This window comes from Kitasatospora sp. NPDC028961, assembly GCF_055564815.1.
Map to the genome: position 1 here is coordinate 42,269 of NZ_JBVHVO010000016.1, position 13,586 is coordinate 55,854.

Annotated in this window: 11 protein-coding genes; 8 read left to right on the forward strand and 3 right to left on the reverse strand. The window is 74.7% G+C overall.

Annotated features, from left to right (window positions below; genetic code table 11):
• Positions 1 to 158 precede the first annotated feature (158 nt).
• Positions 159 to 857 carry a class III extradiol dioxygenase subunit B-like domain-containing protein gene (locus ACZ4UX_RS24790; protein WP_329489826.1) on the forward strand — a complete coding sequence of 233 codons (699 nt, stop codon included), beginning with the start codon at positions 159 to 161 and terminating at the stop codon, positions 855 to 857.
• A gap of 49 nt (positions 858 to 906) precedes the next feature.
• Here ACZ4UX_RS24790 and ACZ4UX_RS24795 read toward each other — a convergent pair whose 3' ends face one another.
• Positions 907 to 1,176, reverse strand: a complete 270-nt coding sequence (locus ACZ4UX_RS24795; RefSeq protein WP_380393505.1) for an antitoxin — start codon at positions 1,174 to 1,176, stop codon at positions 907 to 909.
• Between the two features lie 169 nt (positions 1,177 to 1,345).
• On the opposite strand from ACZ4UX_RS24795, the gene miaA reads away from it, so the two are divergent.
• From miaA to hflX, 5 genes are all read left to right on the forward strand, one after another.
• A complete protein-coding gene (gene miaA, locus ACZ4UX_RS24800; RefSeq protein ID WP_465708271.1) occupies positions 1,346 to 2,296 on the forward strand; it encodes a tRNA (adenosine(37)-N6)-dimethylallyltransferase MiaA in 951 nt (316 codons plus the stop codon).
• Positions 2,297 to 2,542: 246 nt separating this feature from the next.
• Complete coding sequence (locus ACZ4UX_RS24805) at positions 2,543 to 3,052, forward strand: hypothetical protein (protein ID WP_329489829.1); 510 nt, start codon at positions 2,543 to 2,545, stop codon at positions 3,050 to 3,052.
• 72 nt (positions 3,053 to 3,124) lie between these two features.
• A complete protein-coding gene (dapF, locus tag ACZ4UX_RS24810; RefSeq protein WP_465708272.1) occupies positions 3,125 to 4,045 on the forward strand; it encodes a diaminopimelate epimerase in 921 nt (306 codons plus the stop codon).
• A 180-nt stretch (positions 4,046 to 4,225) separates the two neighbouring features.
• Complete coding sequence (locus ACZ4UX_RS24815; protein ID WP_465708273.1) at positions 4,226 to 6,601, forward strand: RelA/SpoT family protein; 2,376 nt, start codon at positions 4,226 to 4,228, stop codon at positions 6,599 to 6,601.
• Between the two features lie 151 nt (positions 6,602 to 6,752).
• Complete coding sequence (gene hflX / locus ACZ4UX_RS24820; RefSeq protein ID WP_329489832.1) at positions 6,753 to 8,261, forward strand: GTPase HflX; 1,509 nt, start codon at positions 6,753 to 6,755, stop codon at positions 8,259 to 8,261.
• A 78-nt stretch (positions 8,262 to 8,339) separates the two neighbouring features.
• Here hflX and ACZ4UX_RS24825 read toward each other — a convergent pair whose 3' ends face one another.
• A complete protein-coding gene (locus ACZ4UX_RS24825; protein WP_465708274.1) occupies positions 8,340 to 9,479 on the reverse strand; it encodes a trypsin-like serine peptidase in 1,140 nt (379 codons plus the stop codon).
• A 38-nt stretch (positions 9,480 to 9,517) separates the two neighbouring features.
• The gene (locus ACZ4UX_RS24830) at positions 9,518 to 10,714 is read right to left on the reverse strand and encodes a trypsin-like serine peptidase (RefSeq protein ID WP_465708275.1); all 1,197 of its coding nucleotides are present in this window, start codon (positions 10,712 to 10,714) and stop codon (positions 9,518 to 9,520) included.
• Between the two features lie 331 nt (positions 10,715 to 11,045).
• On the opposite strand from ACZ4UX_RS24830, the gene ACZ4UX_RS24835 reads away from it, so the two are divergent.
• Positions 11,046 to 12,881 carry an IucA/IucC family protein gene (locus ACZ4UX_RS24835; RefSeq protein WP_465708276.1) on the forward strand — a complete coding sequence of 612 codons (1,836 nt, stop codon included), beginning with the start codon at positions 11,046 to 11,048 and terminating at the stop codon, positions 12,879 to 12,881.
• Positions 12,878 to 13,585 carry a GNAT family N-acetyltransferase gene (locus ACZ4UX_RS24840; protein ID WP_465708277.1) on the forward strand — a complete coding sequence of 236 codons (708 nt, stop codon included), beginning with the start codon at positions 12,878 to 12,880 and terminating at the stop codon, positions 13,583 to 13,585. Before ACZ4UX_RS24835 ends, ACZ4UX_RS24840 begins: the two co-directional genes overlap by 4 nt.
• Position 13,586: the final 1 nt, after the last annotated feature.

Below are 13,586 nucleotides of genomic sequence, written 5' to 3' on the forward strand. Positions count from 1 at the left end.
CCATTGCGACTTCATCTCTTGGTGGGTGGCCCGGGGGGGGGGGAGGTGGGGATGGGGCTAGGCGGGCTTTTTTGGGGTTGATGCGGGGCCCCCCCCCCCCCCCCGGCCCGCCGTCGTCCCCGGCCGAACGGCCGTCCTTCTTCGTTAGAGTGATCCACATGCTGGTTGCCGCCGCCGTCTGCCCCTGTCCGCCGCTGCTCGTCCCGGAGGTCGCCGCCGGCGCCGCCGCCGAGCTGGAGCCGCTGCGCGCGGCCTGCGACGAGGCGCTCGCCGCGCTGCTCGCGGCCGGACCGGAGCTGGTCGTGGTGGTCGGGACCGGTCCCGAGCCCGAGGTCTGGACCGAGGGCGGCGCGGGCTCCTTCCACCGGTACGGCGTGCCGCTGGTGGCCAAGCTGCCGTCCGGCCGGGTCGAGGGGCCGGAGCTGAGCCCCGCGCTGACCGTCGGCGCCTGGCTGCTGGAGCGGGCCGGGGCCACCGTGCCGACGCACGCCTGCGCGGTGCCCGCCGACGCGCCCGCCGACCGGATGCTCGGGCTGGGCCAGGGGCTGGCCGGGCTGGCCGACCGGGTCGGGCTGCTGGTGATGGGCGACGGCAGCGCCTGCCGCTCGCTGAAGGCGCCGGGCTACCTGGACGAGCGGGCCGAGGGTTTCGACGCGGTGATCGCGGACGCGCTGGGCTCGGCGGACACGGCGGCGCTGGCCGCCGTCGACCCGGGCCTGGCCGGCGAGCTGCTGGCCGAGGGCCGGGCCCCCTGGCAGGTGCTGGCCGGCGCCGCCGGGGGCGCCGGCCTCACCGCGCGGCTGGGCTACCGGGACGCGCCGTACGGGGTCGGGTACTTCGTCGCGTCCTGGAGCTGAGACCGGGCCCGGGGAGCGGGCCGGCGAGCGGCCCGGGAGCGGGCCGGGATCAGGCGGACGGGCCGCCGGCACCGGGAGCGCCGGGAGCCCCTGGAGCGCCCGGAGCGCCCGGGTCGCCGGGCTTGTGGGCGAAGTCGTCGACCGCCCCCTTGGCCTTGCTGGCGCCGTGCTCGATCTTGTCGCTGTACTTGCCCTTGGTCGCCTTGTCGATCGCGCCGCCGGCCTTGTCCACCACCTGCTCGATCTGCTCGCTGTGCTTGCCGGCCAGTTCGCTCGCCTTCCCCTTGAGCTCGCCGGCCTTGCCCTTGAGGTTGTCCATCAGACCCATCGTGGTCTCACCGTTCCTCTCTGTTTCCTGCTCAACGTCCGTCGTGGCCGAACCGTTCGCAGCCCGGTGAAAACGGCCGGAACCGCTCATATCGTCGCCCGGTGGGGCCGGACGGACGGGGAGGTCACCGGCGCGGCGACGGTTTTGCGAGACTGGTCCGGTGAGCAGCTCCCGTACCGTCCAGCCCCATGCCGCCCCGCCGCGCGTCGTCTCGGTGGTGGGCGCGACCGCCGCCGGCAAGTCCGACCTGGCCGTCGCCCTCGCCCGGGCCCTGGGCGGCGAAGTGATCAACACCGACTCGATGCAGCTCTACCGGGGCATGGACATCGGCACGGCCAAGCTCACCCTGGCGGAGCGCGAGGGCGTCCCGCACCACCTGATGGACATCTGGGACGTCACCGAGGCCGCCAGCGTCGCCGAGTACCAGCGGCTGGCCCGGGCCGAGATCGACCGGTTGCTCGCGGCCGGCCGGACCGCGGTCCTGGTCGGCGGCTCGGGCCTGTACGTCCGGGCGGCGATCGACGAGATGGAGTTCCCCGGCACCGACCCGGAGGTCCGGGCCCGGCTGGAGGCCGAGCTGGCGCAGGCCGGCCCGTACGCGCTGCACCGGCGGCTGGCGGAGCTGGACCCGGCCGCCGCCGAGGCGATCCTGACCGGCAACGGCCGGCGGATCGTCCGGGCGCTGGAGGTCATCGAGATCACCGGGCAGCCCTTCACCGCCAACCTGCCGAGCAACACCGCCGTCTACGACGCCGTCCAGATCGGCGTCGCGGTGCCCCGGCCCGAACTGGACGAGCGGATCGCCCTGCGGGTCGACCGGATGTGGCGGGCCGGACTCCTGGACGAGGTGCGGGAGCTGGAGGGGCTCGGCCTGCGTGAGGGCCGGACGGCCTCCCGGGCGCTCGGCTACCAGCAGGTGCTGGACCACTTCGCCGGCGAGTGCACCGAGGACGAGGCCCGTGCCGAGACCGTCCGGGCCACCAAGCGGTTCGCCCGCCGCCAGGAGTCCTGGTTCCGGCGCGACGACCGGATCCACTGGCTCTCCCGGCCGGCCGGCGCCGACCCCGCCGAGCTGCTCTCCCGCTCACTGGAGCTGATCGGGCGTCAGTAATCGGACGGCCCGTGGACGGGATCCGGCCAATCCGGCGGTGCAGCTGCGCGCGCAGGTGGGCGTGCAGGACGAACCCGCGGTTACGGCCGGATCACGTCATGGCCACGGATCACCCGATGGCCCCGGTCAGGCCCGGAACGCCCTCCTGGACATGCCATCATCGATGCCATAAGGGTCGGCCCCGGGCGGGTCGACCGTTGCCCGGCCGCGAGTCCGCACTCGTGTCGAACTGTCAGGGGAGGCCGCGTGTCGACGGGTACCGGCCCCGAAAGCGGTCAGAGCGGGAGCGCCACGGCTCAGGCCGACGGCCCCGACGCCTCCTCCCTGCCGGACCTGCCGGTGCTGGCGGGTCTCGACGGACCGACCTCCTACGCGCTCGCGCTGCCCGCCCTGGACACCAGCGCCCCGGCCGGCGCGGTGCACGAGCGGGAGATCCGGCCGCGCCGCCGGCTGCGCTGGTGGCAGACCCTGCCGATCGCGCTGCTGGGCACCGCCGGCTCGCTGATGTTCGCCTTCCCGCTCGCCTTCGGCTCGGCCGGGGCCGGCTCCGCGATGGTCGGCATGCTCGGCCTGCTGCTCACCGCGGCCTCGGTCGGCTGGGGCGCGATGGCCGCCCGGCACGCCGGGTACAAGTGGCCGGGGCTGCCGCGTCGCGGCTCGGGCCGGCGGGCCGGGTGGAAGGCGATCGTGATCTACACCCTGGTCGCCCTGGTCGCCTGCGCGCTCGCGCTGTGGCGGGTCGTCCACCTGCGCTGACCCACCGCCCGCCGCCTCGGCGGGCGCGGTCCGCCTGCTGGTCCGCGGCGCTGCGGAGCGGGCCCGCTCAGTATGATCGGGAGGGTGAGCGAATCCTCCGTGACCCCCGCCGGCCTGCCCTTCCTGAAGGGGCACGGCACCCAGAACGACTTCGTCATCGTGCCCGATCCGGACGGCCTGCTGACGATCGGCCCCGAGGCGGTCGCCGCGCTCTGCGACCGCCGGGCCGGCATCGGCGGGGACGGACTGCTGCGGGTGGTGCGCTCGGCCGCCGACCCGGTCGCGGCCGACCAGGCGGAGCGGGCCGAGTGGTTCATGGACTACCGCAACTCCGACGGTTCGATCGGCGAGATGTGCGGCAACGGCGTCCGGGTCTTCGCCCGCTACCTGGTCGAGGCCGGGCTGGCCGAGCCGGGCGAGCTGGCGGTGGCCACCCGGGCCGGCGTGCGGCGGGTGCGGGTGGGCGCGGACGCCGGGGACGGCACGCCCGGTCAGGTGACCGTGGACATGGGCCGCGCGGTGCTGCCCGGACCGGACGGCATCGAGGTGGCGGTCGGCGAGCGGCGCTGGCCGGCCCGCAACGTGAACATGGGCAACCCGCACGCGGTGGCCTTCGTGGACAGCCTCGACCAGGCCGGCGACCTGCTGAGCGCGCCGCTCACCAGCCCCGCGAACGCCTACCCGGAGGGCGTCAACGTCGAGTTCGTGGTGGACCGCGGTCCGCGCCACGTCGCGATGCGGGTGCACGAGCGCGGCTCGGGCGAGACCCGCTCCTGCGGCACCGGGGCCTGCGCCGTCGCCGTGGCCGCCGCCCGGCGGGACGGTGTCGACCCGGCGGTCACCGGTGAGGCCGTCACCTACACCGTGGACGTGCTCGGGGGCCGGCTGATGATCACCGAGTACCCGGACGGCCGGGTGGAGAAGACCGGTCCGGCGGTCATCGTGGCCCGCGGCGAGCTCGACCCGGGGTGGCTCGCCACCGCCCACCGGTAGGTCCGGTTCGAACAGGCCCTGGCAGTGCGGCCGGTTTGCCCATTTCGTGCGGTGATGAATCCCCCCGTTCGGGTGATCCCGATGACCGACGGGGAGCAGGGCGTCGCGGAACGTGCTCTGCTCGGTAGCATGGACCACCGGGTCGGCCAATGCTCCCGGTGACCGCTGCCGGAGGTGCCGATGACCATCGAAGCCGGGCAGCCCCTGGCGGGGCAGCCGACGTCCGCACGGCAGGCCGGGCCCAAGCGGCCCCTGGGAGGCCTCGGCCGGGCCGCCCTCGGCCGGGCCGGTCGCGCAGCCCTGCTGGCCACCGGCCGCACGCCGGTGCCGGACGCGCTCGAACCGCTGGTGCAGGCCCACCGCCGCCACCACCCGCAGGCCGACCTCGGCCTGCTCGGCCGGGCCTACCGGCTCGCCGAGGCCAGCCACCGCGGGCAGAAGCGCAAGAGCGGCGAGCCGTACATCACCCACCCACTGGCCGTCACCATGATCCTGGCCCAACTCGGCGCCGGGACGACCACGTTGGTCGCCTCGCTGCTCCACGACACCGTGGAGGACACCGAGTTGACGCTGGACCAGGTGGGGGCCGGCTTCGGGCCCGAAGTCGCCTACCTGGTCGACGGGGTGACGAAGCTGGAGAAGGTCGACTTCGGTGCGGCGGCCGAGGCGGAGACCTTCCGCAAGATGCTGGTCGCCACCGGGGACGACGTCCGGGTGATGGTCATCAAGCTCGCCGACCGGCTGCACAACATGCGCACCATCCGGCACATGAAGCCCGCCAGCCGGGTCCGGATCGCCAAGGTCACCCGGGACGTGCTGATCCCGCTGGCCGAGCGGCTGGGCATCCAGGTGCTCAAGGCGGAGCTGGAGGACATCGTCTTCGCCACCCTGCACCCGGAGGAGTACGCCCGGACCAGGGCGCTGCTGGCCGGCCGCGAGGACCACCCGGACGCCCTGCTCGCCCCGTTCGCCCTGGCGCTGGGCCGCCAGCTCGCCGAGGCCGGGGTGGCCGCCGAGGTCACCGTCCGGCCGCGGCACTGCGTCTCGCTGCACCGGGTCCTGCTCAAGCGGGACGCCGCCGCCGGGCCGGACGGGCGGCCGCAGGGGCCCCAGCCCGCCGACTTCGGCCGGGTGCTGGTGGTGGTCGAGGAGAACGCGGACTGCTACGCCGTGCTCGGCGAACTGCACACCTGCTGGACACCGCTGCCGGGCGAGTTCAAGGACTTCGTGGCCGCTCCCAAGTTCAACCTCTACCAGTCGCTGCACACCGCGGTGGCGCTGGAGGGCGGCGAGGTGGTCGAGGTGCTGGTCCGCACCCGGCGGATGCACGAGATCGCCGAGACCGGGGTGGTGGCCCTCGGCGACCCCCGCCAGCCCGGCACCGAGCCGGGCGCGGACGAGCTGGACCGCACCGACCCGGCCAGACCCGGCTGGCTCAGCCGGCTGCTGGAGTGGCAGCAGGAGACGCCCGATCCGGACGCGTTCTGGTCCGCGCTGACCGCCGACCTCGCCGGGGACCGCGAGATCACCGTCGTCACCGAGGCCGGCGAAACGCTTCAGCTGCGGGCCGGTGCCAGCTGCGTCGACGCGGCCTACCTGCTCGGCGAGGAGACCGGCCACCGATGTATCGGCGCCCGGGTCAACGGCCGGCTCACCGCGCTCTCCACCGTCCTCCAGGACGGCGACCGGGTGGCCATCCTCACCGAGCAGGGCGATCCGGCCGCCCGCCCGTCCGGCCCGGCGCCCGAGTGGCTGGCGCACGCCCGTACGCCGGCCGCCCGGCTGGCCATCGAGCGATGGCTGGCGGACCACCCGCCGCGCGTCCCGGTGGTCCGCACCGGGCCGTCGGCCGGCCAGCCGGCACCGCCCGCGCACCGCACCGCCGAGCGCGGCGAGGCCCCGGTCACGGTGGTCGGCCGGCCCGGGGCGCCGGTCCGGCTGGCTCGCTGCTGCACCCCGGTGCCACCGGACGAGGTCAGCGGCTTCGCGATCCGCGGCGGCGCGGTCGCCGTGCACCGCACCGGCTGTCCGGCCGGCGAGCGGATGCGGGCGGACGGGCGGGGCACCCCGGAGGTCCGCTGGCGGCCCGGCGCCGCGCCGCCGTCCGGCTACCGGGCCACCCTGCGGGCCGAGGCGCTGAACCGGCCCCGGCTGCTGGCGGACCTCACCGCGGCGATCTCGGGGGAGGGCGTCGGGATCGTCTCGGCGGAGGTGGAGCCGCCGCAGGAGCTGCGGGTGCGGCACACCTACACCGTGGAGCTGCCCGAGCCGGGCGCGCTGCCCGCCGTGCTGCGGGCGATGCTCCGGGTCTCCGGGGTGTACGACGTGGGCCGGCCGTACGCCCCGGCGGGGGGCGGCGCCCGCACCCCGGCGGCCGCGGCCGGGGCGGCGACCCGCCCGGCGCCGGGCCCGGCGCCCGAGCCGGTCTCCGGCGCGGTGTCCGCACCGGTGTCCGCGCCGGTGTCCGCGCAGGGAAATGGGGATGACCCGTCGGCGCCCGGCGTGCGACCATCATGGGGAATTCACGGCCGGTCCGCGGCGTTCACTGGACACTGAACACAAGAGTCCCAGTGGGCTCCGTGGCCCTGAGGGGTAGCTCACGACTCGCCCGAGCGGTAGACGGGGCGGCAGCTGGGCAGACTCCGGGTGAGACCGTTGTGCACGGTCGCGCCCACAGGCCGTCCCACTCCTGCAGCCAAAGGACAGAATGACCTCCACGTCAGACACCCGCGACCACGCCGACGCCCCGCGCCGCTTCGACGGTCTGCGGGCGGAAGCCCTCATGGACGAGGACCTCGCGGCCATCGACGAGGACCTCGACCACCACTACGACGGCGACCAGTACGACCGCAGCGAGCGAGCCGCCCTGCGCCGTGTCGCCGGCCTCTCCACCGAACTCCAGGACGTCACCGAGGTCGAGTACCGCCAGCTCCGTCTGGAGCGCGTGGTGCTCGTCGGCGTCTGGACCGACGGCACCGTCGAGGAGGCGGAGAACTCGCTGGCCGAGCTCGCCGCCCTCGCCGAGACCGCCGGTTCCGAGGTGCTGGACGGCGTCATCCAGCGCCGCGACAAGCCCGACGCGGCCACCTACATCGGCTCCGGCAAGGCCAAGGAGCTGCGCGACATCGTCGCGGCGACCGGCGCCGACACCGTGGTCTGCGACGGTGAGCTCACCCCGGGCCAGCTGATCCACCTGGAAGACGTCGTCAAGGTCAAGGTCGTCGACCGGACGGCCCTGATCCTGGACATCTTCGCCCAGCACGCCAAGTCCCGTGAGGGCAAGGCGCAGGTCTCGCTCGCGCAGATGCAGTACATGCTGCCGCGCCTGCGGGGCTGGGGTCAGTCGCTCTCCCGGCAGATGGGTGGTGGTGGCTCCGGCTCGTCCGGCGGCGGCATGGCCACCCGTGGTCCCGGTGAGACCAAGATCGAGACCGACCGTCGGCGGATCCGCGAGAAGATGGCGAAGCTCCGCCGTGAGATCGCCGACATGAAGAAGGGCCGCGACACCAAGCGCCAGGAGCGCAAGCGCCACCAGGTGCCGTCCGTGGCCATCGCCGGTTACACCAACGCCGGCAAGTCCTCGCTGCTCAACCGGCTCACCGGCGCGGGCGTGCTGGTGGAGAACTCGCTGTTCGCCACCCTCGACCCGACGGTGCGCCGGGCGCAGACCCCGAGCGGCCGGCTCTACACCCTGGCCGACACCGTGGGCTTCGTCCGGCACCTGCCGCACCACCTGGTCGAGGCGTTCCGCTCGACCATGGAGGAGGTCGCCGACGCGGACCTCATCCTGCACGTGGTGGACGGCTCGCACCCCGAGCCGGAGACGCAGCTGGCCGCCGTCCGCGAGGTGATCGTCTCGGTCGAGGCACAGAACGTGCCGGAGATCGTGGTGATCAACAAGGCGGACGCCGCCGACCCGCTCGTGCTGCAGCGCCTGCTGCGCCGCGAGCCGCACGCCATCGTGGTGTCGGCCCGCAGCGGCCTGGGCATCGAGGAGCTGCTGAAGCTCATCGACGACGAGCTGCCGCGCCCGGCGATCGAGGTGCAGGTGCTGGTCCCGTACACCCAGGGCGGCCTGGTCTCCCGGGTGCACGCCGAGGGCGAGCTGCTCTCCACCGAGCACACCGCCGAGGGCACCCTGCTGCACGCGAAGGTGCCGGCCGAGCTGGCCGCCGAGCTGGAGCGCTACGCGGTCGCGCTGAGCTCGCAGAGCTGAGCACCGGCAGCCGACGGGCCCCGGCCTCCCCCCGCGGGAGGCCGGGGCCCGTCGTCGTTCCCGGGGACCGGGCGCGTCCTACTTGGCGTTCTTGGAGAAGTAGTCGAAGGCCTGCTTCGCCTGGTCCTGGAGCGAGGGGCCGGCCATGTACTCGGACGGGTTGCGGTTGCCGATCGAGTTGACGCTGATCAGGTTCGGCTTGCCGTCCTTGGTGATGAACCAGCCGCCGCCGCTGGACCCGCCGGTCATGGTGCAGCCGATCACGTACATCGGCGGGCGGGCCTGGTCGAAGGAGAGCCTCACCGGCCGGACGGTGGAGTCGCAGTGGTTGAGCTCCATGCCGTCGAACGGCCGCTCGGCCGGGTAGCCGTAGGAGAAGGCCGAGGTGATCTGCTCGCGCGGGGCGTTGAACCAGATCGGGACGGAGCCGCCGACCGTCTCCTCCAGCGACTTGCCGGAGCCGTTCTCGTTGCGGACCCGGATGATCCCGTAGTCGAACTGGGAGTTGGGGCCGACGCCGGTCTCCTTCACCCAGGTCGGCGCGACCAGCGCGCGGACCGCCGTCCACCGCCCGTACGGGGAGACCTGCTGCTCGGTGTACTGCCTGCCCCGGCTGGCCTGGCCGTCGCGGTTGTAGCCGGGGACGAAGACGATGTTCTTCAGCCAGCCGCCGCCCTTGCCGTCGTGCAGGCAGTGCGCGGCGGTGTAGACGAGGTTGCTGCGGCCCGGGTTGGCCGGGTCGGAGACCACGGTGCCCGAGCACATCGAGTCGCCCTCGGGCGCGGTCATGAAGATCTTGCCGACCACCGCCGTCGCCGGACTGTACGGGTGCGGCTGCGGCCTGGCCGGGACGGCCGCCGGCGGGTCGTCCCGGACGACCGTGTTCCCCGGGCTCTTGTGCGAGTACTCCGGGGTGGGCCGGCCCTTGGCGTTCTCCATCTTGGCGATCGACCAGAAGCCCTGGGCGACCTCGTTGACGAAGGCGTTCTCGCTGACGAAGCGGGCCCAGTCGTCGAGCTTCCAGCCGGCGAGGTCCTGGAGGCTGCCGGGCAGTGCGCCCGGCTTGGCGGACGCGGCGGTGGCGGCGGCGGTCGTGGCCGGGGTGGACGCGGCGTCGGCGCTGCCCGCTTCCTCCGGTCCGCAGGCGGTCGCGGTGAGCGCGAGCGCGGCGAGTACGGCGGCGGCCGCCGGCGCGGTGCGGTGCCTGGTCTTCGGCATGGTGATCGGTCCCCGTGTGGTCTTCGGCGCGGTGGCGGCTACTTCTGCTTCCTGGAGATGTAGTCCAGGGCCTGCTTGGCGACCGTCTCCAGGTACGGGCCGCTCAGCGAGGTGTGGTCCTGGGTGCCGATGGAGGTGTTGCTGACCAGGGCGGTCCGGCCGTCCGGCATCGGGGCGAACCAGCCGCCGCCGCTGGAGCCCTGGGTCATGGTGCAGCCGATGGTGAGCATCGCCGGGCGCTTGGCGTCGAAGGAGAGCCGGGTGGGCTTCCCGCCGTCGCACTTGTACAACTCCTGCCCGTCGAAGGGCTTGTAGAGCGGGTAGCCCCAGGCCGAGGCGGAGATCCGGTCGCGCGGGGCGTCGAACCAGACCGGGACGGCCGCGCCGACCGTCTCCTCCAGCGACTTGCCGGTGTCGTTCTGGTTCTGCACCCGCATCACGGCGAAGTCGTACTGGTTGGCGGCGTCACCGGTGCCGCCGCCCTCGACCGTCCACTGCGGCGAGGTCACCACGTCCTTGGCCCACCAGGTGCCCAGCGGTGCCAGCTCAGCGAGCGGGGCCTTCTTGCCGCCGCTGGAGGCACCGGAGTTGTTGTAGGCGGGGACGAAGACGAGGTCCTTGTAGAAGTCGCCGCCCTTGCCCGGGTGCACGCAGTGCCCGGCGGTCCAGACCAGGTTGCTCCTGCCGGGGTGCGCCGGGTCGGCGATCACCGTGGCCGAGCAGTTGCCGCGACCGCCGTCGGCGCTGAAGAACACCTTGCCGGACGGCTGCTTGGTGTACGGGCGGGTCACCGGCGTGGCCTTGACCGGGGCCGGGTCCGGATCGGTCACCCCGGCGTCGCCGGTCGGCTTCGCGGTGGGCGGGGCCGGGTCGGCCGGCTTGGAGTCGCCCATCTTGTCCGGGTTCCAGAAGTCCTTCACCACCGGGTTGTTGAAGACGTGCTTGGAGGCCCAGTTGTCCCAGTCCTCGAACTTCCACTTCTTCAGGTCGTCCCAGCTCGTGGGCAGGCCCTCCAGCAGGCTGGTCGGGATGCCCGACGGCAGGGTCAGGCCGCCGATCACACCGCCGCCGATCACGCCGCCACCCCCGGCGGTCGTGGCGCTGCCGCTCGCCGGGGCCGGCGGCGGGGCGGCGGTGCCCCCGCCGGAGGGGCCGTCCGGCCCGCAGGCCGTCACGACGAGCAGCGTTGCGGCGGCGAGGGCCGCGGCCATGGCTGACCGGTGGATCGATGGCATGGTGTTCGCTTCCCCCTGCTGGTCCTGTGCGGCGGCGGCCGACCGCCTTGGAGTCTCCCACTGGCCACCAGGACGGCGCGGGCCGACCCCCGGGTTGCGACGGCGGCCGGAGGTCACCGATCTGTGACGAACGCCCGGTTGGCTCGTTGGCACGGCAGGTCCTCCCTCCTGAGTGTTGAACTCTCACCGCTCTTCACTCGGACGAGTGAGCAGCCCTTGTGATCACCCCTCAGGGATAGCTAACCCTTACCTGACGCGACGGTGCGAGCGCCCGCCACACCCTCTCCACCACCAGCGCGCGTCCGCACCCCACGCGCCACAAGGAGCAGCCTTGAGCACCGCCGTCACCGGAGCCCCGCCCGAAGCCCCGACGCGCCACCCCGCCCCGGTCCAGCCCGCCGGGGTCCGGCCGGCCGCGGCCCGCCCGGTGCCGCCCGACCCGCTGCTCCATCCGGACCCGGCCGTCGCCGCCGAACAGGCCGGTCTGGAGGCCCTGTTGCGGTGCTGGGCCCGGGAGACCGGGGCGGTACCCGGGGCGGACGGGCGGCTGCGGATCGCCGTACTCGGCGGCGCCGCCCGGCTGCTCGCCCCGGTCCGCTACTGGTCACCGGCCGGCTGGCACCGTTTCGGCCCCGCCACCCTCGCGGTCGGTGAGGGCACCGCCGCCGCCCCGGTGGACGCCGTCACCGCCGCCGCCCTGCTCGCCGCCGCGGCCGCCGCCCGCCCCGACCCCGGCCAGGTCGCCGACCTCGCCGCCCGGGTGGCCGACTCGGTGGTCCGCACCGCCGACATCCTGGCCCACCGCCGCACCGCCGCCGCCCCCGGCGGGCCGGAGGGCTCGCAGTTCCTGGCCGCCGAGCAGTCCCTGCTGCTGGGCCACCCGCTGCACCCGACGCCCAAGAGCCGCGACGGCCTCGGGCCCGCGCAGAGCGCCGCGTACTCCCCGGAGCTCCACGGCTCCTTCCGGCTGCACTGGTACGCCGTCGACCGTGACCTGCTCGCGGCCGGTTCGGCAGTGACCGAGAGCGCCGACCGGATCACCGCCCACCTGCTCGGCGACCCGACCCTGGTGCCGCCCGGGACGGCCGCCCTCCCGCTGCACCCCTGGCAGGCCCGCGAGCTCGCCCTGCGCCCGGCCGTCGCGGAACTGCTCGCCGCCGGGCGGCTGCGCGACCTCGGCCCGGCCGGTGACCCCTGGTACCCGACCTCCTCGGTGCGCACCGTCTACCGGCCCGGCACGCCCTGGATGCTGAAGCTCTCGCTCGGCCTGCGGATCACCAACTCCCGGCGGGAGAACCTCCGCAAGGAGCTCCACCGGGGCCTGGAGATGCACCGGCTGCTGGAGACCGGACTGGCCGCCGAGTGGCGGGCCGTCCACCCCGGCTTCGACATCGTCCGCGACCCGGCCTGGATCGGCGTCGACCACCCCGCGCTCGGCGACCCCGGCGGCCTGGACACCGTGCTGCGCGCCCAGCCGTTCGCCCCGGGCGACCGCGCCCTCTGCGTGGCCGGGCTGGTCGCCGAACAGCCGCTCGGCACCGGCGACACCGTACCGTCGCGGCTCGGCGACACCCTGCGCGCGCTCGCCGCGCGCTGCGGACGCCCGCTGCCCACGGTGGCCGCCGAATGGTTCCTGCGCTACCTGGACGCCGTCGTCCTGCCGGTGCTCTGGCTGGACGGCCAGGCCGGCATCGCGCTGGAGGCGCACCAGCAGAACAGCCTCGTCCTGCTCGACGCCGACGGGTGGCCGCAGGGCGGCCGCTACCGGGACAACCAGGGCTTCTACTACCGGCAGAGCGCGGCCGACCGGCTGACCGCCCGGCTGCCCGGGCTCGGTGCCCGGAGCGACACCTTCCTGGCCGACGAGGTGATCGACCACCACTTCGCCTACTACCTCGGGATCAACCACGTCCTGGGCCTGATCGGCGCCTTCGGCTCGCAGCGGCTGGCCGACGAGTCGGTGCTGCTGGCCGCCCTGCGCGGCTTCCTGTCCGGACCGCGCGTCGCGGCCACCGGGTCCGCGCTGCCCGCGCTCCTGCTGGACGCCGCCACGCTGCCCTGCAAGGCCAACCTGCTCACCCGGATCAACGGCCTGGACGAGCTGGTCGGGCCGGTGGCCACGCAGTCCGTCTACGTCGACATCCCCAACCCGGTGGCCGGCGCGTGAACTCCCGCGCGAGCGGCTCCGACCACGGCTGCGGTACCGGTGAAGGCCTTGAGGACGTTTCCGGTGAGGGCTCCGACGGCGTGTCCGCCGAAGGCCCCGACGGGGTGACCGGCCGGGGCCCGATGGCCACCGGCGCGGGGGAGTTCCGGCTCCGCCCGGTCCGGCTGCCCGCCGACCTGGAGCTGCTCGCCGGGTGGATGAACGACCCCGAGACCGCCGCCTTCTGGGAGCTCGCCGGGCCGCCCGCCGTCACCGAACGGCACCTGCGGGCCCAGCTCGACGGCGACGGCCGCAGCCTGCCCCGCCTGGGGCTGCTCGACGGCGCCCCGATGAGCTACTGGGAGATCTACCGCGCCGACCTCGACCCGCTCGCCGCGCACTACCCGGCCCGGCCCCACGACACCGGCGTCCACCTGCTGCTCGGCCCCGCCGACTGCCGGGGGCGGGGCCTGGGCGCGACCCTGCTCGCCGCGCTGGCCGACCGCATCCTGCGGGCGCGGCCGCGCTGCCGGCGGGTGGTCGCCGAGCCCGACGTCCGGAACCTGCGCTCGATCCGTGCCTTCGAGCGGGCCGGCTTCACCCGGGCCGTCGAACTCGACCTGCCCGACAAGCGCGCGGCGCTGATGGTCCGCGACCGCGGTCCGGACCGGCCGGGCCGGGTGCCGCCGGACCGAGCCCCCGCCGCCCGGCCGCCCGCCGCCTGAC